The sequence below is a fragment of the Bacillus sp. T-10(2022) genome (assembly GCF_056502895.1).
In genome coordinates this window covers 4634071-4658852 of the sequence record NZ_CP113518.1, presented here as the reverse complement: position 1 = coordinate 4658852, position 24782 = coordinate 4634071, and the positions used below count along the sequence as shown (strand labels likewise).

The following is a 24782-nucleotide window of genomic DNA, read 5'->3' as shown; positions in this document are numbered from 1 at the left end:
CTGTATCAGAAGGCAGTGTTTCTTGCCATCAGTCGGAATAAAGTGCCAACATTCATTAAGTGCATTCCTGCGTAACACTCATGTGCTTAGACGGTGCTGACAAATGGCAGTCTATTATAGGATAATGGTGATATATATTTGATGGGCAAATATTAGGGGGAAACTCCATAAAGAAGGAAGTGCTAAACGATGAATTTAGAAATGGTCATGCAGGAGCTTGAAGCCCTTGGCAAGGAACGAACTAAAAAAATGTACATATCCAATGGTGCGCATGAGCCTCTTTTTGGCGTGGCTACAGGCGCCATGAAACCAATTGTAAGGAAAATAAAAATAAATCAGCATTTAGCTGAAGAGCTTTATTCCACAGGCAACTATGATGCAATGTACTTTGCAGGCATTATTGCAGACCCAAAAGCCATGACTGAGTCTGATTATGATCGTTGGATGGATGCTGCGTATTTTTATATGCTGTCCGATTATGTAGTGGCTGTAACTTTATCAGAGTCAGATATTGCACAAGAAGTTTCTGATAAATGGATTGCAAGCGGTGAAGAGCTGAGAATGTCAGCGGGCTGGAGTTGCTACTGTTGGCTTTTAGGAAATCGGCTAGACGTTGAATTTTCAGAAAGCAAGATTTCCAATATGCTTGACCTTGTGAAAAATACGATTCACGATTCGCCAGAACGAACGAAATCCGCTATGAATAATTTTCTATACACCGTGGGGATTTCATATTTGCCGCTCCATGAAAAGGCAGTCGAGACCGCAAAGGCAATAGGAATAGTAGAAGTCAAACGGGACAAGAAAAAAAGCAGTTTTCTAAATGCTTACGAAAGTATTCAAAAAGAAGTCGGTAAAGGAAAGCTTGGTTTTAAACGCAAGCATGTAAGATGTTAAAATTAGCCTCGCAAAATTGAAGTGTAATTATAAAGATACAGTACTTGAGTAATTATGTATGGGTAAAGCACTTCAGCTCATTTTCATAAACAACGAACGGGTGCGAAGATCATTAAGGCTCACTAAAAATAATCAAACTGAATAATAATTCACAAGAAAATCCATTTTGAAAAATCCTTTTTCAAAATGGATTTTTTTTATTTACGCTAATATCGGGGTTAAAAACGACATTTTGATTAATCATTATTTCAAAGCTGCAGCAGTTAAAACATTTCATTAACTTCCCATGATTCGACTATTTGATGCGCCATCCTTGGATCATATCCTTTGCCCATCAGATAGGCAATAGCTGCAATTTCCATCATTGCATGAGGGACAGATGTTTTTTGAGCTTCGTTTAAACCATACTGTACCCAAGGGCCAACCTGTGACAATGTCTCTTGTTTGAGCTGGTGTGGGTTAGTGTAAGGAGGATACACAATATTACATCCTTTCAAAAATATAGTTAAATATCACAATCCTATTTTATGCACCTTAACTCATCCTGTGTTCGATAATCTCAGATAAAAGTTATGGGTCAAAGGATGTACTTCTTCAACAATGGAGGGAGGGGAGTTTAAGTGGGAAATTGCACAAGTGTTTCTAATTAAAGTATGTAACTTCCTCGAGAAGAAACACTCAACCTAAAAGAATGTAAATTAAATCAGGTTCAAGCTAAAAGTGAATTTTTTGAAATTGGTCAAACTAAGGGTATCGATTGATCCTTCAAACATTTATAAAAAAACGTTGACAAAGTCCACTAATCACAATAAAGTATTAGTGGATAAAGTCCACTAAAAAGGAAGTCTTTAATGAATATAAATAAAAAAACCATAGCTGATATACGGCAATTCAATAGATTTTATACGAATATACTTGGTGTGTTGGATAAGCATATTTTGGATACCGGATATTCTTTCACTGAGGCACGGGTAATTTTAGAAATCGGTTTGATGGAGCAGTGTATAGCAAACAATTTAGTTGATAAACTGGAAATTGATCGCAGCTATATGAGCAGAATAATTAATAAGTTAAGAAAAGATGGACTGGTTATGAAGGAAAACTCGGCCTTGGACAACAGAACTAGTCTAATTCGGCTGACTCCTGAAGGGTTGACTCTTTTTGACCAACTTAATGAAAGATCTGATGAACAATTAGTGAGGTTATTCCAAGGATTATCACAAAACGAAATAAAAGAAATCCATGCTTCTATGATGTTCATTCAGAAGAAATTGGATAGTTTGGGGAGATTATAGGATGATACGTTTTGAAAATGATTATACAGAAGGTGCTCATAAGCGAATTCTGAAACGATTAATAGAAACCAATGAAGAACAAACACCCGGATATGGAGTGGATGAACACTGTGAAAAAGCGAGAGCTTACATTCGAAAAGAGTGTGATGCTGCAAATGCAGATATACACTTTTTAGTGGGTGGAACACAAACGAATACAACTATTATCGCTTCAATTTTGCGGCCGCATCAAGGTGCAGTTGCTGCAATTACCGGGCATATCGCGGTACATGAAACAGGAGCAATTGAAGCCACTGGTCATAAAGTGCTTACTTTGCCGAGTGATGATGGAAAAATTCAAGCTGAACAGGTGAAAGAATTATATGATGCTCACTGGAATGATGTTACTCATGAGCATATGGTACAGCCAGGCTTGGTTTACATTTCTAACCCTACAGAAAATGGAACGACTTATAGTAAAGCCGAATTGGAAGCATTAAGTGAAGTTTGCCGGGAATGTGGTTTGCCGTTGGTATTGGATGGCGCTAGATTAGGGTATGGTTTGGCTTCGAAGGACAGCGATTTAACCTTGGCGGATGTTGCAAGGCTATGTGATGTGTTCTATATAGGGGGAACGAAGGTTGGTGCAATGTTTGGTGAAGCGGTAGTCATCATGAATGATGCCCTGAAAAAGGACTTCCGCTATTTCATCAAGCAAAGGGGAGGAATGCTGGCTAAAGGGAGACTATTGGGGATCCAGTTTGAAACCTTATTTGAAGACGGCCTATACTATGAAATTTCTAAACATGCCGTGGAAATGTCAATGATGATTCGAGAAGCATTTGTTGAAAATGGATTTTCATTACGATATGATTCCACATCAAATCAGCAATTTCCCATCTTGCCGGAAGATGTGATTTTGGAATTAGGCAAAAAGTATTCATTCTCCTTCTGGGAAAAAGTCGATGCTACACACAGTGCTGTGAGATTTTGTACCAGTTGGGCTACGAAAAAAGAACATGTTGACATGCTTGTAGAGGATATCAAGGAAACAAAAAAATGGCCACGATAGAGTTATATTTAGAGAATAGTTATCTAAAAGAATGTTCGGCAAATATCGTTTCCAGACAAGACCGATTTGTAGTGTTCGATCAAACCATTTTTTATCCAGGCGGCGGTGGGCAGCCTTGTGACCGGGGAATCATTAAACAAGGTGATGAAACCTATACTATATTAACAGTAAAAAAAGTAGATGGTGAAGTGGTTCATGAACTAGAACGACCATTACAGGACATTAATCAATCAGTTGAAATGCAGATTGACTGGACTTGGCGGTATCAGAATATGCAGTATCACACATTATTGCATGTCATTTCAGGTTATTTTTATCAACATTACAATGCTTTAGCTACAAGCAGTCAAATTGAAAAAGAACATGCGAGATTAGAGCTGTCTTTTTCTCCTGAAATAATACAAGAAATCCCATTCAATCAATTAGAACAATCGATAAAGAAGGTACTGGCACAACCCCATAATGTTCACACGCTAACAATTAGCAGAGCTGAAGCAGAGCAAAAAGAAGGGGTAATTAAAACGGTCATTAATTTACTTCCAGCTTCGCTTAACGAAATTCGAATCGTTCAAATAAATGATATTGATGAGCAAGCATGTGGAGGAACCCACGTCAACAACACGAATGAAATTAAAGACTTTTCCATTATGAAAATTCAACAAAAAGGTCCCACGAAAAAAAGAATTAAAATTCAATTATTGGGTTAAGTTCTGCTATCTAATCCTTCTTCAAAACGGTGCGTTACTTGAACGGAGGTAGGGGGTTATATGGCTGGCTATTGTACAGTTTTGATCATTAAAATAGGATTAGGGGGGATGATAGTGTGAATATTAAGAGGAAAAAGTCTTTTATACTATGTTTTATAGTTCTTTCATTTTCTGCAATTGCTATCATCTCAAACTTTAATACACTCGAAAGCACAAAAAGTGCATGTATTGAAAACAATAAAACACCTAACGTTGAAAAGAACTTCTTAGCTATAAACTGGTCTGTATCATGTGAATAATACTGCTGCACTAAGGGAGTTGCTTCGGCAGCTCTTGTTTTTATAGAGCTAAATTGGCAGGATCGTGCTGTTTGATCATTGGTCAACGATTGGGCTAGATAATTGAATAGGATTTAGGTAAAATGCAGGAGATGTTTTGGAGGGGGACGCTCATGAGTATAAGGAACTCAGCAAAAGCTATTATAATTAGTGGAGATAAGATTTTATTAACAAAAAATCAAGATAATGAGGGGTATTTTAATCTTTTCCCCGGCGGTGGACAAGAACACGGCGAAACTATTCATAACGCATTATTAAGAGAGTGTATTGAAGAAGTTGGAGAAGAAGTGGAGGTTGGAGAGCTGCTTCATATTCGTGAGTATATAGGAAAAAACCACGAGCATTCTTCATTCGATTTTAATGTTCACCAAGTTGAATACTATTTTGTTTGCGACCTGGTAAAAGAGAAAATTTATAAATCGCCTACCAATCCAGATAGTCACCAAGTAGGGGTAGAATGGATACATATTAATGATTTACTTCAGAATAGGATATATCCTAAAGAACTAAGGAAATATATCATACAGCATGTTAATAATCAAAAGTCTCCAGTTTATTTAGGGGATATTAATTGAAGCCTGTTCAACAAACGGGCGTGATCTTTAATAAGAGCGTTGCGTGAACCAGCCAACAAAGTGAATAAATAAAGCCATATTCTTTCGTAAAAGAATATGGCTATTTAAATTTATTGGGTAGTTTAGAAAGATTGCTTTGCAGGATTACCTTTAGCGAGACTCTTCGCCGGAAGCAAATCATACACCCATTAAACTCGTCATAATACACTATTTTCATAGTGTTCTATCTGTAGTATCTTTGTTTGACATAATACATAAATGGGGACAGTCCCACACAAAAGGAGGTCTTCCAAATGAGTAAAGAATCAATACTAATCGTAGAGGACGAAGAAAAAATCTTAAGACTGCTTGAATTGGAGCTTGAAATCGAAGGCTACCAAGTCGGAAAGGCAATGGACGGAAAGGAAGCACTTGAAGCGTATCGATCACAAAAGTGGGATTTGATCTTATTGGATGTGATGCTTCCAGGCATAAGCGGGATCGAGCTGCTTCGGAAAATTCGTACGAAAAACAATTTCACCCCTGTCATCCTGTTAACTGCAAAGGGCTCGGTTGAAGATAAAGTTTCCGGTCTTGATCGCGGTGCGAATGACTACATCACTAAACCTTTCCAAATTGAGGAATTGCTTGCCCGAATTCGTGCGGTTTTAAGAATGCGGACTGCTGCACCTTCAATGGAAGATGAATACGAGGGATGGCTGAATACTGCTGATTTAAAGGTGAATGTCAAAACACGTGAAGTCATTAGAGGTGAAAGCGAAATTGACCTAACGCCAAAGGAGTATGATTTACTTCTTTATTTACTGAAGAATAAGCGTCAAGTGCTAAACCGGGATCAAATACTGGAAGCGGTTTGGGGGTATGATTTCTATGGAGAAACAAACGTGGTGGATGTGTATATCCGATATGTTCGCAAAAAGCTCGAATATGGTTTTGATACGCCGCTTATCCATACTGTAAGAGGCGTTGGCTACGTCCTGAAGGATGCAAAATGAGACTTCGCAAGAAAATAAATTTATATACAGCGGTGCTATTCATTTTCCTGCTCCTATTGATGAATGTTTCCATTTATTTTGTCTTTAGTAATCTGATGGTGGTGAATGAACTTAATCGTGCGAAAGCGGAGACAGAGAAAATTGCCTTTGATGTTAGTAAAAACGTTAATAATATATCTCCAAATGATTTACTTCGATCCTATCTGCCTATAGATGGCATGATTGGTATTGTAAAAGAGGGTCAACGAAAAGGTACAGCTGTTACATCCAATTCTGAGAAACAATTAAGCAATCGCAATAGCAGCTTTTATCCCGGTGAGAAGAGCGCGATCATCACTTATCATCAGAACAAGTATGTATTCGTTTCAAACCCGATCATTTGGGGGGATGGAAGTGTAGTTAATCTTCAAATCACCAAAAGCATTTCAGCAACCGAAGAAATGCTCGCTGTTCTGCGCATCGTATTAATCGCTGTTACAATCATTGCCATGATACCTGTTCTAATATCAAGCACTATTCTTAGTAACTTTATCGCCCGTCCGATTCGATCGATGATTGATACGATGAAGGAGATTCAAACAAGCGGCCAATTTAAGCGACTTAGCCTGGAAGAAAAAGCAAAAGATGAACTTGTGGAAATGGGGAAAACCTTTAATCACATGATTGATTTGCTGCAAGCTAACTTCAAAAAACAGGAGCAATTCGTATCAAATGCCTCACATGAATTAAAAACACCGCTAACTGTCATAGAAAGCTATGCAAGTCTTTTGAAAAGAAAAGGGTTGGAGCGTCCTGAGTTGTTTGATGAATCAATAGAGGCCATTCATTCTGAAGCCATTAGAATGAGAGAGATGACAGAGCAAATGCTCCTGCTTGCAAAGCATCAGGAAAAATGGAATATAGAGAAGGAAAACGTCAATCTGACCGATATCATGGCAGACTTAGCGAAAGTCTATAAAAATGCGTACAATCGAACAGTGGAGATTGATAGTAGCGATGCAATTGAAGCACTTACGGACGTGCAAAAGTTAAAACAGCTATTGTTTATTTTTTTAGATAATGCAAGAAAGTATAGTGACGAGCAAATCTCAGTCTACATAGGACAAACAAGTAGAGACGCATATATCCGCATCGAAGACAGAGGGGATGGAATTCCACAGGCGGAATTGCCAAAAGTGTTCGATCGCTTTTATCGTGTAGATGAAGCAAGAAGCCGAAAGCAAGGCGGATCAGGTTTAGGGCTTTCCGTGGCAAAGGAAATTGCTGATGCAATTGATGTACGGATTGAAATGGATAGCCTCGAAGGCAGAGGAACGAACGTTACTCTTTTATTTAATAAAGCCAGAATGACGTTGGATGGGTGATACGATGAAGAATGGAAAAGTGCTGATAACAGCTGGATCGACTCTCGTTTTCGGTCTGCTATTATTCGTCGGATTTCAATGGTGGGCTCCATCATTATCCGCGGAAAGCTTGACGGAAGAAGAAGTGAACCAGACAGCAAAGGATAAATATCCTGGAACCATTATAAAGACAACGAAAACTGAAGGTGAAGAATATCAGATTAAAATGCAGCTCGAAACTGGGGTATATCTTATTAGTATGGATGAGAAAAGCGGTGAAGTTCGTTCTATAAAAAAAGAAACCATAGTACATTCTGAAGAAACGGCGGAAAAAACACCCCAAAAGCAACTAACCCAAAATGAAATAAAGGCGCGTATTTCCTCACAAGGCGATCTGGAACAAATTGATTTTGTGCAGGAGAAAGACAACTCCCATTATAAAGCAGTGGTAAATAAGAATAATGAAAAAATCACCTTAATCCTCGACCCATATACAGGAGCTATAATTGACTCGACAATGGTAGCGGATAGTATCATTACAGAAAACGAAGCAATTGCGATTGCCGAAAAACATGTAAAAGGAACAGGTGATGATACAGAATTTTATCAACCTTCAGATCAGACACCTTATTATTTGGTCGAAGTTGAATTAGAGGACGATCGAGACGCAGTCGTTCAAGTGGACGGCTACACAAAAGAAGTAAAAACAATCACATGGGAAGATGATGAAGTGGATGATAGAGACGGCACCGAATAATAATTGGAACAAAACATAAAAAAGGGTGATGCATAGTTAAATATGCATCACCCTTTTTTGAGTAAGAAAAATGCAAAAAAAAAGAGAAGGAACTGTAATAATTCTCACCATTTTCTAATCCTTCTATCATTTAGCTCTAATTTAATATCTCTAACATGGAATAAAGCACCAAATGATAAAACAGAGCCAAATAAGACCGTTTATGAAAGGCATCTGGAATATTGTACATAGAACATTTCCATCATATTTCAACACGAGAAAGGAGAATAAGTAATGTCAGTTATTTCTAGCATTCTGGATTACAACAAGACGTTTGTCGATCAAAACAAATATGAAAGGTTTCAAACGACAAAGTATCCAGATAAAAAGATCGTCATCATAACGTGCATGGATACCCGTCTGTTGGAATTGCTTCCAAAGGCGATGGGTTTAAGAAATGGAGATGCGAAAATCATTAAAAACGCTGGAGCTATTGTTTCTCATCCCTTTGGCAGCATCATGCGCAGTATCCTTGTCGCTGTTTATGAGCTAAAAGTGGAGGAAGTGTGTGTGATCGGACATCACGGATGCGGTATGGTGGGGCTTCAATCCTCTTCACTTCTTGATGCCGCAAAGCAGAAGAAAGTCAGTCAGGAGGAAATTGATATCCTTACAAACTCTGGTATTGATTTATCAAAGTGGCTTTCAGGCTTTCAATGCGTTGAGGAGAGTGTAACGAATAGTGTCCGTTTGATTGAAAACCATCCATTATTACCGGATTCCATCGCCGTTCACGGTATGGTCATCCATCCCGAAACGGGTAAATTGGATCGAATCATAGATGGATATAGCAACGTTGTCAGCAAGGACGAAATACAAATTCAATAATAGAAGGAGCGATAAAATGATAGGTTCTAGCAGGCTTGAAGGATACAACTTAGGCCATTTTCAGAAAGACCTGGTTGCCGGGGTGGTAGTTGGGATTGTAGCGATTCCTTTAGCGATGGCCTTTGCCATTGCTTCCGGAGTAAGACCGGAATATGGACTGTACACATCAATTATTGCAGGAATCATGGTCTCCCTTTTTGGAGGTTCGAAATATCAAATTGCAGGCCCGACTGGCGCCTTTGTCCCGGTACTGTTCGGTGTGGTCATGCAGTACGGATATGAAAAACTGTTAATCGCCGGCTTCCTGGCAGGTATCATGATATTTCTTATGGGTGTCTTCAAACTAGGAAAATTCATCAAGTTTATTCCCCGTCCAGTTACGATCGGCTTTACTGCTGGAATTGCTGTGATTATCTTCTCTGGCCAGATTGCCAATTTCTTTGGACTCAGTAATTTAAAAAAAGAAGAAGCCTTTCTTTTAAATATGAAAGAAATCATATTGAACTTCAATACAGTGAATATCTATAGTGTATTGGTAGCTATCATAAGTTTAACTCTCGTCATATTAACTCCAAAATATTTACCGAAAATCCCTGGAGCATTGCTGGGATTGATTGTATCAACTCTAGTCGCCAGCTTATTCTTTCCAGGTCAGGTAGCGACCATTGGATCGGCTTATGGAGCCATTCCTAATGCATTGCCCCATTTTCAGTTTCCCCATATCACTGGCGGTCTGGTGATTGAACTCCTTCCGGCTGCTTTGGTCATTGCCATGCTTGGAGGAATTGAATCACTCTTATCCGCTGTAGTGGCAGACGGCATGACCAACAGTAAACATAACAGCAACAAAGAGCTGATGGGGCAAGGATTGACCAATATGATTACGCCTTTATTTGGAGGCATTCCGGCTACAGGTGCCATCGCCCGTACCGCAACGAATATTAAAAACGGTGCAGTCTCCCCCATATCAGGCCTGATTCATGGGCTGGTGGTATTGCTGGTGTTAGTCAGTTTGGCCCCTTATGCTTCGGCCATTCCTTTGGCCAGCATGGCCCCCATTCTTATGTTTGTCGCATGGAACATGAGCGAACGCAAAGAATTTTCGCATATCTTAAAAGCAAAAACCATGGACTCGGTCGTATTGATCGTTACCTTCGTGTTAACCGTATTGATTGACCTGACAACAGGTGTCGGGATCGGATTACTATTAGCCATTCTATCGTTCGTTAAACTGATGAGCGGTACATTGAAATTATCAAAGGTATTACCAGATCCAGCTGATAAACTAGTTAAACCAGAAATGGTGCAACAAGGTTCAAGCTGCCCGCAGATTAACATGTATACGATAGAAGGACCTTTATTCTTTGGCACAATCGAAAGGCTGCAAGAAGAAATCGAGGAAATAATGCGATCAAAACCAAAAGTCCTGCTATTAAGAATGAGCAATGTGCCATTTATCGATACATCAGGAGAAGCACTTTTAACCGACATCGTGAAGCAATTCAAGTTTCATAACCTACAAGTGTTGATTTCCGGAATTCAACAGGAACCTAAAGAAATGCTGAGAAAAACCGGATTTATTAAACTGGTTGGTGAGGAACAGTTCTTTTCCAGTACGGGAGATGCCATTAATAAAGCTTTATCCAAACTGGATGAGAACCGTTGTAAAGGGTGTAAACAGTTTTCATTTGCTGAATGTACCGCACTCTCACAGGAAGTTCCAAAGCCTGCGTTATTAAAACAGAAAAGAAAACGGGAGATAGGATTAACTTGACTCCTGTCAAGAAGATAAGGCATCTGCTTTTGGCAGATGCTCTTATTCCTAATCAGCTATATTCCTAATTCGCCATGGCTAAGTAGTAGTCAGGAAGATTACAAGTGGAAGTAACTTAAATACAAATAGATTCATAAAGACACAATGAAGAGGGAGGGACAGCCTCCATTTACATATTGTGGTCAGTAGCTTCTACAAGTACCTTTGTATGGCACGGGTTAATTTACTGAAGTTAACTTTCGTTAAACATCATAAACCCATACCATTAACCAACAAACCGGTGGGATAGTAGTTGATTCAACAGTTTCCCCCTTGTAGGGAGCCTCTCAGCCATTACGAAAAGCCGGATTTCAATACTTGTTGAATCCGGCTTTTCGTTATTACTCCCATTTGAAGAGTTTTGGGTAGACATGGTGAATTGCGGTCAAAGTATAAACCATAGTATCGCCATTCATAAATGATGTTCAATTAATCGAATCGAGGTGTTTGATCTTAATATTATGAAAGACCGCTTTGCCTCCCTCTGAGAAGAGGGATATTCCTTTATCATCAAATTCAGGGAATATTAAATTTGAATATGCAATCTTTCCATCATCCACAAACACTTCAATACTTGTTTTATCAATGAGGATCTTTAAGTGAACATGTTTCTTGCTAGCATCATATGGAGCGATGCTTTTAATATATTGATTACTTTCGTCAGGGTGTTCGGTAAAAGTTCGATTGACATAAGAGTAGTTTTCTTCTGCAAAAATTCCTACGTCGATGTGGCGTGTTTGATCTGCTGATTCCCGAAGCCTTAAGCCTACATTGTTTATGTCTGACCAATTGATATCCGTCTCCAATTGATATACATCACCTTTTATATCTAGAGTTTTGGAGCCATTCACTTCAATTTGTTCATAAGAATCCGTTGAACTCGTCAATTCTTTCAATGCTTCGATAGGTTGTGAAGATAAATAATATAGGTTGTTGCCTGCATGTTTTAGCCCGATTTGGCGAACGATGGAATCCATTCCATTAAAGCCCTCTTTTAGGGTCGGAGTATTATCGACATAGGCCCAATTATTCATCCAAGCGAGGGCATACCGTTTGTTATATTTATCGCTTTCTGTCCCATCTTCAAATGTAACTCCACCATACCAATCGAAGCCATGATCTAACCATTGCGGTTCATTGGAATCTGGGAAGAATTCCATTCCATCAAAGCTTCCAGTCCAATAGGCGTATGTGTTTGGTTTACCATTCGATTGCCCATTAGCACTGACACCAAGTACCCATTTTAAAGTCCCGTCATCCGCCCGTAACATATAAAGGTCAGGGCACTCTACAATACCAATGTTTTTCGTGACAAAACTGCTCATATACTGCCAATCTTTTAGGTTGTGAGATTTATAAAAACCTATTTTTGTTCCCTCAGCCATGACCATTATCCATTTTTGATCATTGTCATCCCAGATGATTTTTGGATCTCTAAAATCTTTCGTTCCAGGATTTGAGATGATGGGATCATCACTGTAGGAGGTAAATGTTTTACCGTTGTCCGTACTATACCATAGAAATTGTTCCTGTTTACCGCCATCCTTGGAGGGCTGCGTAACAATTGCCACAAGAGCATCTTTTCCAAAGCCTGCCGTATTTTCTTTGTCCACAACGACTGATCCCGACCATGGATCTCCATTATCATTGGTATATTTCGGAATGGCTATCCCTTGATCACTCCAATGCACCAAGTCCTCTGAGGTTGAATGACGCCATTCTGTTCCATTTCCATCCGGATAATCCCCATTATAGAGGTAAAAGTAATGGTACTCTCCATCAATGAAAATCGGCCTCTGAGGATCGTTTTTCCATTTGTCAGGTACAGTGAAATGGTAGTTAGCTCGATACGATTCCTCTTCATGCTTTACTGGTAAAGTTGATTTGATTAAATAGACTAATAATCCGGCAGTAAACAATCCAAGTATTAATAGAGCCAACGACTTAAAACCTTTCTTATTAAAAACTATTTTGTCCAAGTAAATCACCACGCTTTTATTTTCCCTATTTTGTTCCTAAGATAATGTAAAGCATATTTAATTAAAAAAAGAAAATGCCGATTTTACAGACATTTTCTTTTTTGTTTAAATTTGTAAAACTTCTGATGAACATTAAATTATTGGTTATTCGTTAGTTGACCCTGTTCCTGAATACTATCTTCTATCACAGCTGTATTTGGCCCTTTGATGTTAAGTGAAAAACTTGGGGCAAAGGTAGATTTATGGTCTTTAAAATAACCTCTATTTGTCATGTAACTTGTGATAACTACATTATCGCTTTCCGGTTGTGGGATAGCATAATGAGCATATGTCCAAGTAATATCATAAGGATCAAGATCTTGGTGTAAGACAATTCCTGTTTTATTTAACGGTTTGTATGGGCCAGTTAAAGAATTTGCCACGTAGCCTAACATGTAAATATCTTTATCATCAATTCCATCAATGGTCATTTTTGATCCTCTTGTACTTGTGAATAAATACCATTTTCCGTCTTTTTCAAATATGTTAGGACGTTCAATTTCATCTGTTACTGTATTCGAAACAATCAAGGGTTTCATTTCGTTTTTTAATGTATAATCATCGTTTATTTCAATAATGCCAATGGCACCGTTTGCTAATTCAGCTAAACCTTTTTTAGAGCTTTGCAGAAGTTTATCCTTTTCAGCTTGGAAGAATTTATTGCTGTTGCCATAGTAAGCCCTGTTGTAAAGGGATTCTTCTCCTTGGTAACCATATTCAGTCCCAGTATTCGCTTCAAAAACAAGGTATTTACGACCATTGTCTTCAATATAGTGTGGATCTCTCAATGTATGATTATCACTAAAATTTTCATCGCCGAAAGCTTTATCATGTGATTGATAAAACTTGCTGTCTCCGCCTTCATAGATGGATTTGTAATCTTCTACGCCATCCACTTGCAATGTATTGGCACCTGACTCAGATAAGTTTACTTGAGCTGTTGTTAATGTTTGTTTACCGTATTGCTTAGAATCTGGTGAAAACTGTCCGCGATTTGTATAGAATAAGCGAACTTCTCCATCAGACGTGAAGGTTGCAGAACCGGACCACTCTTCTGCTTGATTTTTTAAATAAGGATCATTTGGAACATTTTTATCATTATCATCAAATACTCTGCCAGCATTTTTCCAAGCATCAATGGATGTTTCTCCAACTTTTTTGTAGAACAAGTAAATGAACGTGTCACTACCATTTTCAGGGTCTCCAGCTAATCCAAATACGATATGATAGCCCTTATATTCTGCCACTGTACCATCAGCGTTTTGTAATGGCCAGGTATCCCATACATCCATATCAATTAAATTTCCTGATTTGTCATACTTTTTTGCTGAGGGAATGTTTTTTATTGTTGATTCGTCAAACTTGGGAACTGTAAACTTTTCATCGCCTTGTTGATTAATCATTTTTTGCATGTCGTAACGAGTGATTTGTGAAGTGCCATACTTTTTATTGTGATCTAATGGGTCTTTTGCCGCGAAAGCTTCTGAGCGACTGCCTCCTAATAAGATAACTGTACTAAGTGTTATTACTGTTGCTTGTTTGGCAAGCCTGTTAAGGTTCATATGCCTTCCTCCTAGAATGTTTATTAGTATATAAAAATAAAGTCTAGTGGAACGATTACTTTTTGGGAGTAACAGTCCCGCCTGTTTGAAGTACTAATAAAATTATAGGTTAGTCTTAATTCTATGGATATGTCATATATTGATTAGAATTTAGTCTTATATTGATATCGTAGTTTTCGACGTACAAAAAAATGCCCCAACAAAGGAGGCAAGAAGTGTACTATTTTATTCGCTTGACGCCCTTTCCCATGACCTCTGAAACTCGTGCAGTAATTGACCACGATTAAGCTTGTTTCCTACATATAGTTGCATGGCAGCCCCAAATTCTTCTCTTATTCCTACAGGGAAATCATACCAGTTTGAGTATAATGTTTTTCCTTCTTTATAATACTGAATTGTTTCATCAGCAAGAGGTCCTAAATTGTCAGCTTCAATGTTAGTGAAAGCAGGTATGAATTTAAAGCGTTCTGTCAAAAACATTTTGCCTTGTTCAGAAGAAACCATCCAATTTAAAAATCTCTTCGCTTCTTTCTTCTTTTCTGGTGTGGCTTGTTTGTTTACAACCCAATAATTCGGTACGCCGACCATCAAGGCTTCCTTTTTAGGTTGATCATTTATTGGTATTGGCATAAATCCGATGTTCATATTCGGTGATTGTTGATCGATCATCGGCTGTATCCAGTTTCCTTGTTGAATAATCGCTGCATTTTTTGAAGTGAATAGATTCACTTCCATGTTGTAATCTGTTGTTAGCGGGTTATTGTTTCCATACTTTAATGTTACATCCAACAAATTGATTAGATCATTGAATTTTTGATTATTATATATTGTTTCAGTTCCATCATTTAGGCCTTTTATAAAAGCCGGTGGATCTTCTTGCTCTGTAAAACCGACATTCATTAAGTGGTCACCCAATTTCCACTCTTCATAATATCCAGTTGCAAAAGGAGTAACCCCTGCTTTTTGCAATTTTTCAGCAACTGCTATTAATTCAGTCAGCGTTTTGGGTAATTCATCGATTCCTTCCTTATTAAATATATCCTTATTATAGATGAATCCGTACCCTTCCAGATTAACCGGCATCCCATGAATTTTCCCATCGAATTTCATGGGGGTTAACGCATCTTCATATGCATGTTCAACCCAGGGTTGGTCAGAAAGATCCTCTAAATATTCACTCCACTGTTTGGCATTTTCGTATCCGCTGTTTGTGAAAATATCAGGACCATTGCCAGTGGCCATTTTTGCTTTCAAATCAGCAAGGTTATCCATAGCCCCACCAACCGTGTGAACCTTTATATCTACATTTGGATTTTCTTTTTCATAAGCAATCACCATTTGTTCGAACTGTGTAGAAATTTCAACTTTCGGATTCCTTACATTCAAAGTGATTTTTCGCTCTGAAATTTCCGGTTTTTTTGTTCCGCTCTCGGTCTTTGTTTGACATGCACAAAGTGATAGGCTCAATATTCCGATTAAAAATATGTTTAGTATCTCTTTTTTCATCATGTCACCCCTGAAATTTTCTAATTAAGGTGAATTATTTACTTCTGATCTGCATTCTTTTCACCGTTTCGGTACTCGAATGGTGTCATGCCAACCACTTTTTTGAATAGTTTTGAAAAGTATTTCTCATCCTGATAGCCGAGCATTAAAGAGATGGAGTAAATACTTTTTTCGGTTTCTCTTAACCAGCGTTTTGCTTGGTCAGTTCTTAGTTTAGTGATGTATTTGGACAGGAGCATTCCGGTTTTTTGTTTGAACTTTCTTGAGATATGTTCGCGACTTAAGAAGAATACATTCGATAGCTTTTCTAAACTCAATTCTTCCATGTAATATTTTTCAACATATGAAACTATGTCTTCTATGCGGCGTGCAACATCCAAGTCATCCAAACGGTGGATGGATCTGAAGTTTTGATTTTTCATTGCTTTTTGTAATGACTTAAAAGAATTGTGGATCTCCCCTAATGATTCCAAGGACTCGCCACAAACAAGGCGAACAGGAATATCAAATTGATGACTGATCCATTCTTCAACGGATAACCAATGGTCAGGTATGGTGATCACTAGACAAAGATTATGATCATTCTGAAGCGCAAATGCATTTCCGATTTTCCGCTCAACAAGTTCGTCAGCAAGTAACTGAATGTAGGGGACAGGATGGTGCATTTGATAAAAGGAAATTAATGTAAGGGTGTATCCGTCTGCTTTTGGAACATATGACTCAATATCGTTTTTGTCGAAGTGTTCCCCCATACAAGCGGCAGTAACTAATTGATTACTCCGAAACCTTTTAACATCTTCATATACGCCGGTATCTTCATTAGCACGAACTTCCTCTTCATTCGCCCATGATTTAACGGCTTCTTCCAGTGTTTTGTTAAATGCATCAGCTTCAATCGGTTTCAACAAATAATCGAAGCTGCTAAACTGAATTGCTTTACGCATAAATGAATAGTCGTCAAAACCCGAAATTAAAATCACTTTACCAGGATAAGAAATGGAATCTAGCCACTCGATTAGTTCCATACCGCTCATTCCAGGCATTTTCACGTCCGTAAAGATGATTTCAGGACTTTCCTTCTCTATCATTCTTTTTGCATCATCACCATTACTTGCTTCTAATAGTTGGTTGATACCATATTTTTCCCACTGCCCTAAATGGCGTATTACGTCACGTACATTGAACTCATCATCGACAATTAAAGCTTTCACAGATTTCATCTCCTTATATGAATGAGTAAAAGTGTCCGTTTTTGAATGGCTACGAAGCAATCTATTCATTAGCAAGCGGAAATTCTAGTGGAATCACTATTTTAACGGAAAATCCTTGTCCTTGATACGTATCCACTTCCAGGCCTGCTTTTGATCCATAATTTAGAACTAAACGATCATAAATATTTTTCAGACCGATATGATTATGTGAATATGTGCTTTCATGTAGGGACGCGTATATATTTTCTCTTAATATTCGAAGCTCCGCCTGAGTCAAACTAGGACCCGAATTTTCAACGATGAGGTGTAAAAATTCTCCTTGTATTTCTCCATAAATAGTTAAATGAGCATGATAGAAACCTTCTTCATAACTGTGTTTAAAGAAGTTTTCAACGAGGGGCTGAAGAATCATACTTGGAATCGTCATATCAAGGATCGCCTCGCTTATTTTAATAGAATAGTTCACATTGTTTCCAAAACGCTCCATTTGAAGGTTTAGGTATGCTTCTATATAATTCACTTCATCTCGAACCAACACCCATTGGTTTGCCTTAATGGAGTAGCGCATCATTTTAGATAGTGATGTCAATAATTGGTAGACTTTTGGAGAATTAGATCTTAGGGCAACTGCACCAATAGATTGTAACGAATTAAATAAGAAATGCGGATTAACCTGAGATTTTAATGCTCTGAATTGGTTTTTTCTATTTTCTATTTCGAGTTTATATTCTCTTTCAATGTGTAGATTGATTCGGTTCATCATATCCTTCATATGTTTTTCCAACTCACCAATTTCGTCTTTTCTTCCATCGTCAAAGGGGACATCCATATTTCCACCTTTTATTGTTCTCACTTTCTTGCTAAGAAGTTTAATGGGACGAGTAATTCTGTATGAAATAATACCAATCATTAATAGCCCTAACAAGCCAACTATTAGTCCAACGATTATATTTGTATAGGCAGTCTTCCGGACATCATCGAATAATACATGATTAGGGGTTATCTTAACTAATTTCCAATGATTTAGTGTTCCTGATAATGTTTTGGTTAAAATAATATCTTCACCCGTAATCTGCTTTTTAAAATCAGGAGTAACGGATTTTCCTATAAGGGACCGATCATTTGCATACATGACATTGTTATGCGAATCCAAAAGTAGTACAGATTCTTCATCCTTTTGAACAAGGCTGTTACATATACGGGCATAGGCATCTAAATCTATATCAATTGTAATTATTCCGAGATATTCGTTTGAAGGCACATCGACTATTTTATGGTGAAAAGTCATCACCATTGTGTCGTCCGACTGGGGAATGATCGCTGTGTCATTGTAATTTTGAATTTGATGTGGCGGCTCAATCATGTAATTAGAGTTAGAGCTATAAAATTGTTTTATCGGATCCTCATTTAATAAATCTGGTTGAGGTTTCCGGGCACTGACCGTCGCATTATAAACTGTAAACGATTCTTTATCCTTATCAATATAAAACCGTACTTGACGGATTTCGTTTCGCATCAGATAAAAGGTTTCTATACTTTTTTCCATCGCAATCGGGTTAAAGTATATCGAGTCTTCAAAACCATTTTTAAAAATCCGGAATAAATCGGGATTTCGATATAATAGATAGGGAAGATTAATCATGTCATCAAAGTATTGCTCCAGTTCTTCAGCGTTTTTCTGAAGTTGTTCCTGGCTATTTTCAAGCTCATGTCTCTCCACACTATTTTTTGTATAGCTGTATATCAGAAACACTGATAGAAAATACGGTAAGATGATAAAAAGAAATAACATTAACAATAAGCGACTTTGAATGGTTTTCACAGAAGGTGCCCCTTTCACTAAAGGCCCATAGTTTATATAAACGTTACAAACAAATAATCCTTAGCTCCATTTATTATGATGCAGTTTTTTTACTTTATTTAGTCAGTCTTGAATTACTATTTTAAAACTATATCAAATAAACACGTATCGTCAACAAGGCATAAACACGTGATGCACAATGAGAACATGGAACAAAAAACTATGCGATTTTAAAAAACGAGAAATTCATAATTTTCTCATTTTTCAAAATCAGAAGAAAGGAAGAGTATAAATGATTATGTTTAAGGAGCTTGTCTAGAAGAGTTTTGAATCTGTGTGCTGACAAATCAGGTGAAGTTTCAGATACCTTTATGACAAAGCAAAACGCATGCCCGAATTAAGAGCATGCGTGAACTTTTATTCTTTTAGGATATCCAACTCTTTCAAGGCTTCAAGCGTAATCGCTTTGGCTTTGCTTCCGCTGCCATCCAAGTTAGTGGCGAAGGCCCATTTTCCTTTGTCCGTTTCGATGTAACCCACATACCAGCCCAATCCCATATCAGAAAGGCGTGTCCCGGTTTTTCCATGGAGGACATATGAGTTTGCTTCTTCATTGATCATGATTCTCTTAACGGTTCTCATATGCTGCTTATCGATAGGCAGTTTTTCTTCTACAAGGTTTTCGATGAATTGGACTTGTTCCCGGGCAGAAATCTTTATGCTGCTGTCGAGCCAAAACTGGTCGATCCCCCCGGAGATATCATGATTGCCATAATCTAGAAGGTTCACATATTGCTGCATATTTTCCGCCCCGATATCACGGGCCATTGCTTGATAATACCAGATCACTGAATGCCTCATGGCTGAAGCCAGCGTATGATCTCTGTTCCAATCCTCAAATTCCCTGATTACCCCATCCCAGCGCTTCACCTCATATTCATCGCTTACCGCTTTTGTCTGTAAACCGATTAATGCATTCGCCACTTTGAATGTCGATTCTGGAGTGTAGCGTACTTTACTTCTCTGTTTATTATAGATAAATACTTTATCATTTTTTAAGTTTTGGAGTACCATCGTGCCTTCCACACCATCGAAAGAATCCCCGATATCCAGTTCTTTCATCTTTTGATCGTTTGCACTTGCATGAATCGTACTCATGGAACCAGTGACTAGCAGGACAAGAATGAAACATAACACTTTGATTTTCATTACACACTCTCCTTCAAGGCTGGATTGATCGATCATCAGATTAATTTCCATAAAATAGGTTGATAGCTAAAGTATACCTATTCCTGATAAAAAACGAAACCTAATTCTTGGATTCTGTTTAGATAGTATCGATCAAGGAGGGATTCAGCAGGTAGCTAATGAATACTAAGAGCAAAAGAAAGAATGGGAGGAATCTATCATGGAGGTTAACCAAAGAAAAATAAATAGTAATGAAAAAGAAATTACATACACACATATTGAAAACGGAAGTCCAGCCGTTTGTTTTATGTTTTCAGGTGCGGGATACACGTATGAGAAGCCGTTATTCTATTATTCGACGATGATCATGCTTCAAAATCAGTATGATGTCGTACATATTCATTACGCTTATGACCAGGATATTTTCAAGCATCCATTGGTAGATATCACAAAAGTGATCGTTAATGATATCAATCCCGTCATTACGGAAGTACTTCAAAATCATGAATATAAAGGAACAGTATTTCTAGGCAAATCACTTGGCACCATACCCATCATCAACGGAATCATGAAAAGTGAGCGGTTTTTGAATGCCAAAATGATATTGCTTACGCCGCTATTGAAGTTCGATGCGATTTTTGAAGGATTATTAAGCAGCAATCATTCAGCACATATAGTTATAGGAGAAAAAGATCATCATTATATTCCAGGTAAAATTGAAATGATTGAAAGTAAAACGAATATAAGCATGGATAAAATCCCAAATGCCAACCATTCCTTGGATAGTGAACCTTTGAATACTTCAAGGTCGATTATCATGCTTGAAGGTGTAATGAATAGAATGGAAGAGTTTTTAAAGGGATAGGTTAGCGAAATACAAAAGGGATTCAATCCATAGGTTGGTGGGGGAGAATGTTATAATAAGAGTATTGTAGTTTGGATTTAAGAAGGGAGAAAAGATGGAGGGAACCAATACATTCCATTCAATTGATGAATACATTATACAATTTCCCGAAGAAGTTCAGGAGATATTAAAAACGTTAAGAAAAGTCATAAAGGATGCAGCACCGGATGCAGAAGAAAAGATAAGCTATCAAATGCCTACCTTTGTTTTATATGGAAATCTGGTACATTTCGCTGCCTATAAAAAACATATAGGATTCTATCCAGCTCCAAGCGCGATCTCTGCGTTCGAATCTGCTTTATCTGAATATAAATGTTCAAAAGGGGCCGTTCAGTTTCCACTAAACAAGCCAATTCCTTATGAATTAATAACCGAGATGGTTATATTTAGAGTGGAACAGAATAAAAAGAAAGCAGAAGGGAAATTGAAAAAGAAAAAATAACAAAAAATATTATCGGAATTCACCGAATATTTAACGATTAATTGTGAGATTCAAGACTGAAAGAGAAAGGTGGAAATATTATGTTCAAAAAATTATTCAGTAAAAAAGAGATTGTGGAGCAACTGCTTGCTCCTATAAATGGACAAGTAATAAGTATTGAAAATGTTCCAGATCCGGTGTTTTCCGGTAAAATGATGGGGGACGGAATAGCGATTCTTCCTGAGGAGGGGTTGGTCGTATCTCCAATCGATGCAGAAGTGATCCAGGTTTTTCATACTAAACATGCGCTAGGCCTCCGCACGAAGCATGGCATAGAATTGTTGATTCATATTGGATTGGAAACAGTTAACCTTAATGGTGAGGGATTTGAAGTCCATGTTGCAGAAGGGCAAAATGTAAAAGCAGGAGATAAGCTTGTTACATTTGATATCGATTTTCTGAAAGCCAAAGCTCCAAGCATCGTAACTCCGATTGTTATCACGAATGGCGAGCTGGTTGAAAAACTGGAAAAAACAAATAGTACCCAAGCAAAAATTAACGAAACACAGATTATCAGTTTTTATTTGAAATAAAAGAAAAGGTACCATTTAGACTTCGTGCCTTCTAGTACATGAAAAACAGTCCTTGCTGGCGAATGCCGGCAAGGACTGTTTTTCTATATCTAACAAGACTTCAACTTCACTCAGGACAGTGAACTATTCCACTTGCACATGCCCTAAATCACTATTAAATGATTTAAGATCATTAATTAACTGGTTAATATTTTGGCTTGGACCGCTATCGTATAGAGCATTTCTAAATCTTAAAAACTTGGTTCCCTTTTCTATTAAACTATTCAATAGCACATTTTCAGGGAATCTTAGTGTGGATTTCTTAGGAATATCATTCCATTCTTTGCTTGCAAAACCATGGTGCCATGTAAATAATATAGCAGGATTCTTTTCTATTAACCTGTTCATTTGCCAACCAATAGAGCGTTCAGAAAAGCCGCAGTTGCCAATACCGGTATTTAAACAATCATACATTGCCTGTAAAATTGAAAGCCAAATACCATCAATATCATCCCAATCATAAAAGCCCGAGAGAAATTGATTTTGATAAGATATAATGACTGTGCCGTATAAGGAAGTTCCTTTTGAAGTAAATAGCTGTTGATTTCCCAGTTGCTTAGCGCTTGAGTGATGGATTGGGATAAAATCCCCGTTAGCTAATACATGTTTATCAACTATTGCATCATAACCATTTTTTGATATATATGTTTGAATGGTAACCATCTATGAACCACCTATCCCATAGAGTAATGTTGTTTCCCATCTATTTTTTGGACTTGTGCTGCATTTGCAAAACGAGGATTGCTCTTACTTGCATAATAGGTGGTGCTTCGAGCGTTTGCTTAGCTATCGGAGGACGAACTGATTGGGATGAATCCTGGTAAAACAACTGAAATCAAAACCAAAACCAGTAAAGAAAATTTTCCGGATACTTCATGTTTTAATACTAATTTTCATATGCATACCTCCTTAAAAGTAATTAATTTTAGTAAAACATGGAATTATATATTTTTTATTTCAAAAAAGACAAAATGTGTTTTAGTTTTGAAACCATCCGGTATACGAATTTCAATTTTTATGCGCCATCCAATGTTGAAGCAGCAAGGGGAGAGGCATATACTTCTTGAAATTTCTTAAGGTAAACTCCCAGGTTGTTTTAAAATTGAATCAGCCTGTTTAATATTTGAAATACTTTAAGTAGGTGAATTATGAATGTTCCCCGTGACTAAGGTTGTATCAGTTCAATGTGAATGCAATCACTACTGCAAGCAGGATAATCGAAAAATGCAGCGAATAGTAGGTGAGTGAACAAATAAATCAAGCGAGGGTGAATTGGATGGGAGTTCAAGCAGAAAAGATCTTTGTAAACTTGCCTGTTAAAGATTTGGATGCCTCAGTAGAATTTTTCACAAAGGTCGGCTTTGAGTTTAACGAGCAAATGACCAATGAAAATGCGACATGCATGGTTATCAGCGAGTCCATATATGTCATGTTATTGGTGGAAGATTACTTTAAAACGTTTACCAAGAAGGAGATCCCGGATTCTGCAGCGAGTACCGAAGCCATCGTTGCCCTGTCCGTTAAAAGCAAGGAAGAAGTCGATGCAGTCGTGAATAGGGCACTGGATGCTGGCGGAAAGCCTTTTAACGAAGCCATTGATCATGGTTTCATGTATGGTTGGAGTTTTCTGGATATCGACGGACATTCTTGGGAAGTATTTTACATGGACGAAAGCGGATTTAACCAAAATTAAACCAAAAGCAAGGCACAATCCTTCACGAAGGACTGTGTCTTTTTTTGAAGTTCAGTGCCGTATCCGGGTCAACATGATCTTCCAAGTGCTAAAGTATAAAATAACCATTTATACTTATGATACAATATAAGGGATAATGTAAAGGCGGGTACAAAAAGTGACGACAATTTACGATATTGCGAAAAAAGCGAATGTATCAACGATGACTGTATCGAGAGTTATTAATAATAAAGGAAATATAAGTGAAAAGACAAGGGAAAAAGTTGAAGCGGTCATTAAAGAGCTGAACTATATACCGAATTCCGCTGCCCAAAGTTTGAATATTAAAAGAACGAAGCTGCTTTCATTAATCATAACTGATATCACCAACCCTTTTTTCACCCAAGTAGCGAGAGGGGCCGCAGATAAGGCCAATCAAATGGGATATCAGCTCATTTTATGTAATACCGATGAGGATTACGAAAAAGAGAGTGAATATATCGATGCATTGATTTCAAAACGGGTGGATGGCGTCATTATTGCACCAACAGGCGATCAATCGACTAAAAATTTGAAGAAATTAATTAAAAACAGGATTCCATTTACATTGATAGATAGGCAAATTCAAGATGTTTCATGTGATCGGGTGCTTGGTGATAACTATGAAGGAACGAAAAAGCTTCTTCAGCATCTCATCGATTTTGGACACGAACGAATCGCGATGGTTCATGGTCCGCTAACGATTTCCACTTCGAAAGAGCGTTATCAGGCGTATATTGAAACGCTGAAAATAAATGATTTGAACATCGATCAGTCTTTCGTAATAGAGACTCATTACAAACAGGAAAAGCAATGGAACGGTATTGACGGATTAATGAATGTTCCGCCCTCTGAGCGTCCAACAGCAATTTTTGCCGCCAATAATTTCATTGCCATCAAAATTATAAAAAGTTTACGAGAAAAACAGATTAAAGTACCAGAAGACATTGCTGTCGTTTGCTTTGACGACTTAGAATTATTCTCGGACTTCGATCCCTTTTTAACCGTATCTTCACAGCCCGCTTACGACTTCGGATATTTAGGAACACAATTAGTGATCGAGCGAGTGGATGAAGTCGGTCCTGCCGACTATCGGACGATCAATTTAAAGCCTGAATTGGTAATCAGGAAATCATCTGGAGCTCCTATAAAATAATAGGAGCTTTTTTGTTTTGCCAAAGAAAAAGTGG

General features: G+C 37.8%; 23 protein-coding genes. 15 read left to right on the top strand and 8 right to left on the bottom strand.

Annotated elements, in window-relative coordinates; translation table 11 throughout:
- The first annotated feature begins 189 nt into the window (after positions 1-189).
- Entirely contained in the window at positions 190-897 is a 708-nt protein-coding gene (locus tag OSJ91_RS22945; protein WP_350300111.1) for a DNA alkylation repair protein, read from the top strand.
- 263 nt (positions 898-1160) lie between these two features.
- Here the strand turns inward: OSJ91_RS22945 and OSJ91_RS22940 are convergent, their stop codons facing one another.
- Positions 1161-1376 (bottom strand): hypothetical protein, encoded by a 216-nt coding sequence (locus tag OSJ91_RS22940; RefSeq protein ID WP_350300110.1) that lies wholly within the window; start codon positions 1374-1376, stop codon positions 1161-1163.
- A 372-nt stretch (positions 1377-1748) separates the two neighbouring features.
- Between OSJ91_RS22940 and OSJ91_RS22935 the strand changes: the two genes are divergently transcribed.
- The 9 genes from OSJ91_RS22935 (at position 1749) to OSJ91_RS22895 (ending at position 10599) form a co-directional block, all read left to right on the top strand.
- Complete coding sequence (locus tag OSJ91_RS22935) at positions 1749-2192, top strand: MarR family winged helix-turn-helix transcriptional regulator (protein ID WP_350300109.1); 444 nt, start codon at positions 1749-1751, stop codon at positions 2190-2192.
- A gap of 1 nt (position 2193) precedes the next feature.
- Entirely contained in the window at positions 2194-3243 is a 1050-nt protein-coding gene (locus OSJ91_RS22930; protein ID WP_485890508.1) for a threonine aldolase family protein, read from the top strand.
- Positions 3231-3950 (top strand): alanyl-tRNA editing protein, encoded by a 720-nt coding sequence (locus tag OSJ91_RS22925; protein ID WP_413019574.1) that lies wholly within the window; start codon positions 3231-3233, stop codon positions 3948-3950. Before OSJ91_RS22930 ends, OSJ91_RS22925 begins: the two co-directional genes overlap by 13 nt.
- 451 nt (positions 3951-4401) lie before the next feature.
- On the top strand, positions 4402-4863 hold the full coding sequence (locus OSJ91_RS22920; RefSeq protein ID WP_485890507.1) for an NUDIX domain-containing protein: 462 nt from the start codon (positions 4402-4404) through the stop codon (positions 4861-4863).
- A 293-nt stretch (positions 4864-5156) separates the two neighbouring features.
- The gene (locus OSJ91_RS22915; RefSeq protein ID WP_485890506.1) at positions 5157-5858 is read left to right on the top strand and encodes a response regulator transcription factor; all 702 of its coding nucleotides are present in this window, start codon (positions 5157-5159) and stop codon (positions 5856-5858) included.
- Complete coding sequence (locus OSJ91_RS22910) at positions 5855-7222, top strand: sensor histidine kinase (protein ID WP_485890505.1); 1368 nt, start codon at positions 5855-5857, stop codon at positions 7220-7222. The genes OSJ91_RS22915 and OSJ91_RS22910 overlap by 4 nt, the downstream gene beginning before the upstream one ends.
- 4 nt (positions 7223-7226) lie before the next feature.
- Positions 7227-7958 carry a PepSY domain-containing protein gene (locus OSJ91_RS22905; RefSeq protein ID WP_413019572.1) on the top strand — a complete coding sequence of 244 codons (732 nt, stop codon included), beginning with the start codon at positions 7227-7229 and terminating at the stop codon, positions 7956-7958.
- 273 nt (positions 7959-8231) lie between these two features.
- Positions 8232-8825: a beta-class carbonic anhydrase gene (locus tag OSJ91_RS22900; RefSeq protein ID WP_350300103.1), complete on the top strand. Its 594-nt coding sequence runs from the start codon at positions 8232-8234 to the stop codon at positions 8823-8825.
- Positions 8826-8841: 16 nt separating this feature from the next.
- Complete coding sequence (locus OSJ91_RS22895; protein ID WP_485890504.1) at positions 8842-10599, top strand: SulP family inorganic anion transporter; 1758 nt, start codon at positions 8842-8844, stop codon at positions 10597-10599.
- A 464-nt stretch (positions 10600-11063) separates the two neighbouring features.
- Here the strand turns inward: OSJ91_RS22895 and OSJ91_RS22890 are convergent, their stop codons facing one another.
- The 6 genes from OSJ91_RS22890 to blaOXA form a co-directional block, all read right to left on the bottom strand.
- Positions 11064-12578 (bottom strand): glycoside hydrolase family 32 protein, encoded by a 1515-nt coding sequence (locus OSJ91_RS22890; RefSeq protein WP_350300101.1) that lies wholly within the window; start codon positions 12576-12578, stop codon positions 11064-11066.
- A gap of 176 nt (positions 12579-12754) precedes the next feature.
- Positions 12755-14218 carry a glycoside hydrolase family 68 protein gene (locus OSJ91_RS22885; RefSeq protein ID WP_485890503.1) on the bottom strand — a complete coding sequence of 488 codons (1464 nt, stop codon included), beginning with the start codon at positions 14216-14218 and terminating at the stop codon, positions 12755-12757.
- Positions 14219-14443: 225 nt separating this feature from the next.
- The gene (locus OSJ91_RS22880; protein ID WP_350300099.1) at positions 14444-15724 is read right to left on the bottom strand and encodes an ABC transporter substrate-binding protein; all 1281 of its coding nucleotides are present in this window, start codon (positions 15722-15724) and stop codon (positions 14444-14446) included.
- A gap of 38 nt (positions 15725-15762) precedes the next feature.
- Positions 15763-16935: a response regulator gene (locus tag OSJ91_RS22875; RefSeq protein ID WP_350300098.1), complete on the bottom strand. Its 1173-nt coding sequence runs from the start codon at positions 16933-16935 to the stop codon at positions 15763-15765.
- A 61-nt stretch (positions 16936-16996) separates the two neighbouring features.
- Complete coding sequence (locus OSJ91_RS22870; RefSeq protein WP_350300097.1) at positions 16997-18757, bottom strand: cache domain-containing sensor histidine kinase; 1761 nt, start codon at positions 18755-18757, stop codon at positions 16997-16999.
- Positions 18758-19153: 396 nt separating this feature from the next.
- Positions 19154-19945: a class D beta-lactamase gene (gene blaOXA / locus OSJ91_RS22865; RefSeq protein WP_413019567.1), complete on the bottom strand. Its 792-nt coding sequence runs from the start codon at positions 19943-19945 to the stop codon at positions 19154-19156.
- A 199-nt stretch (positions 19946-20144) separates the two neighbouring features.
- Between blaOXA and OSJ91_RS22860 the strand changes: the two genes are divergently transcribed.
- The 3 genes from OSJ91_RS22860 (at position 20145) to OSJ91_RS22850 (ending at position 21842) form a co-directional block, all read left to right on the top strand.
- Positions 20145-20789, top strand: coding sequence for an alpha/beta hydrolase (locus tag OSJ91_RS22860; RefSeq protein ID WP_413019566.1), 645 nt, complete (start codon positions 20145-20147; stop codon positions 20787-20789).
- A gap of 94 nt (positions 20790-20883) precedes the next feature.
- On the top strand, positions 20884-21270 hold the full coding sequence (locus tag OSJ91_RS22855; RefSeq protein ID WP_350300094.1) for an iron chaperone: 387 nt from the start codon (positions 20884-20886) through the stop codon (positions 21268-21270).
- 80 nt (positions 21271-21350) lie between these two features.
- Complete coding sequence (locus tag OSJ91_RS22850; protein WP_485890502.1) at positions 21351-21842, top strand: PTS sugar transporter subunit IIA; 492 nt, start codon at positions 21351-21353, stop codon at positions 21840-21842.
- Between the two features lie 123 nt (positions 21843-21965).
- Here OSJ91_RS22850 and OSJ91_RS22845 read toward each other — a convergent pair whose 3' ends face one another.
- A complete protein-coding gene (locus OSJ91_RS22845) occupies positions 21966-22544 on the bottom strand; it encodes a hypothetical protein (protein ID WP_485890501.1) in 579 nt (192 codons plus the stop codon).
- A gap of 613 nt (positions 22545-23157) precedes the next feature.
- Between OSJ91_RS22845 and OSJ91_RS22840 the strand changes: the two genes are divergently transcribed.
- On the top strand, positions 23158-23574 hold the full coding sequence (locus OSJ91_RS22840; RefSeq protein WP_350300090.1) for a VOC family protein: 417 nt from the start codon (positions 23158-23160) through the stop codon (positions 23572-23574).
- A 157-nt stretch (positions 23575-23731) separates the two neighbouring features.
- Complete coding sequence (locus tag OSJ91_RS22835) at positions 23732-24748, top strand: LacI family DNA-binding transcriptional regulator (protein ID WP_350300089.1); 1017 nt, start codon at positions 23732-23734, stop codon at positions 24746-24748.
- The last annotated feature ends 34 nt before the right edge of the window (positions 24749-24782 follow it).

What these genes read in the sequence shown, in the direction of transcription:
- OSJ91_RS22840 (WP_350300090.1), top strand. Translation starts at nt 23,158, where the DNA reads ATGGGAGTTCAAGCAGAAAAGATCTTTGTAAACTTGCCTGTTAAAGAT.
- OSJ91_RS22895 (WP_485890504.1), top strand. Translation starts at nt 8,842, where the DNA reads ATGATAGGTTCTAGCAGGCTTGAAGGATACAACTTAGGCCATTTTCAG.
- OSJ91_RS22905 (WP_413019572.1), top strand. Translation starts at nt 7,227, where the DNA reads ATGAAGAATGGAAAAGTGCTGATAACAGCTGGATCGACTCTCGTTTTC.
- OSJ91_RS22925 (WP_413019574.1), top strand. Translation starts at nt 3,231, where the DNA reads ATGGCCACGATAGAGTTATATTTAGAGAATAGTTATCTAAAAGAATGT.
- OSJ91_RS22900 (WP_350300103.1), top strand. Translation starts at nt 8,232, where the DNA reads ATGTCAGTTATTTCTAGCATTCTGGATTACAACAAGACGTTTGTCGAT.
- OSJ91_RS22860 (WP_413019566.1), top strand. Translation starts at nt 20,145, where the DNA reads ATGGAGGTTAACCAAAGAAAAATAAATAGTAATGAAAAAGAAATTACA.
- blaOXA (WP_413019567.1), bottom strand. Translation starts at nt 19,945, where the DNA reads ATGAAAATCAAAGTGTTATGTTTCATTCTTGTCCTGCTAGTCACTGGT.
- OSJ91_RS22935 (WP_350300109.1), top strand. Translation starts at nt 1,749, where the DNA reads ATGAATATAAATAAAAAAACCATAGCTGATATACGGCAATTCAATAGA.
- OSJ91_RS22885 (WP_485890503.1), bottom strand. Translation starts at nt 14,218, where the DNA reads ATGAACCTTAACAGGCTTGCCAAACAAGCAACAGTAATAACACTTAGT.
- OSJ91_RS22915 (WP_485890506.1), top strand. Translation starts at nt 5,157, where the DNA reads ATGAGTAAAGAATCAATACTAATCGTAGAGGACGAAGAAAAAATCTTA.
- OSJ91_RS22855 (WP_350300094.1), top strand. Translation starts at nt 20,884, where the DNA reads ATGGAGGGAACCAATACATTCCATTCAATTGATGAATACATTATACAA.
- OSJ91_RS22930 (WP_485890508.1), top strand. Translation starts at nt 2,194, where the DNA reads ATGATACGTTTTGAAAATGATTATACAGAAGGTGCTCATAAGCGAATT.
- OSJ91_RS22945 (WP_350300111.1), top strand. Translation starts at nt 190, where the DNA reads ATGAATTTAGAAATGGTCATGCAGGAGCTTGAAGCCCTTGGCAAGGAA.
- OSJ91_RS22845 (WP_485890501.1), bottom strand. Translation starts at nt 22,544, where the DNA reads ATGGTTACCATTCAAACATATATATCAAAAAATGGTTATGATGCAATA.
- OSJ91_RS22920 (WP_485890507.1), top strand. Translation starts at nt 4,402, where the DNA reads ATGAGTATAAGGAACTCAGCAAAAGCTATTATAATTAGTGGAGATAAG.
- OSJ91_RS22880 (WP_350300099.1), bottom strand. Translation starts at nt 15,724, where the DNA reads ATGAAAAAAGAGATACTAAACATATTTTTAATCGGAATATTGAGCCTA.
- OSJ91_RS22850 (WP_485890502.1), top strand. Translation starts at nt 21,351, where the DNA reads ATGTTCAAAAAATTATTCAGTAAAAAAGAGATTGTGGAGCAACTGCTT.
- OSJ91_RS22910 (WP_485890505.1), top strand. Translation starts at nt 5,855, where the DNA reads ATGAGACTTCGCAAGAAAATAAATTTATATACAGCGGTGCTATTCATT.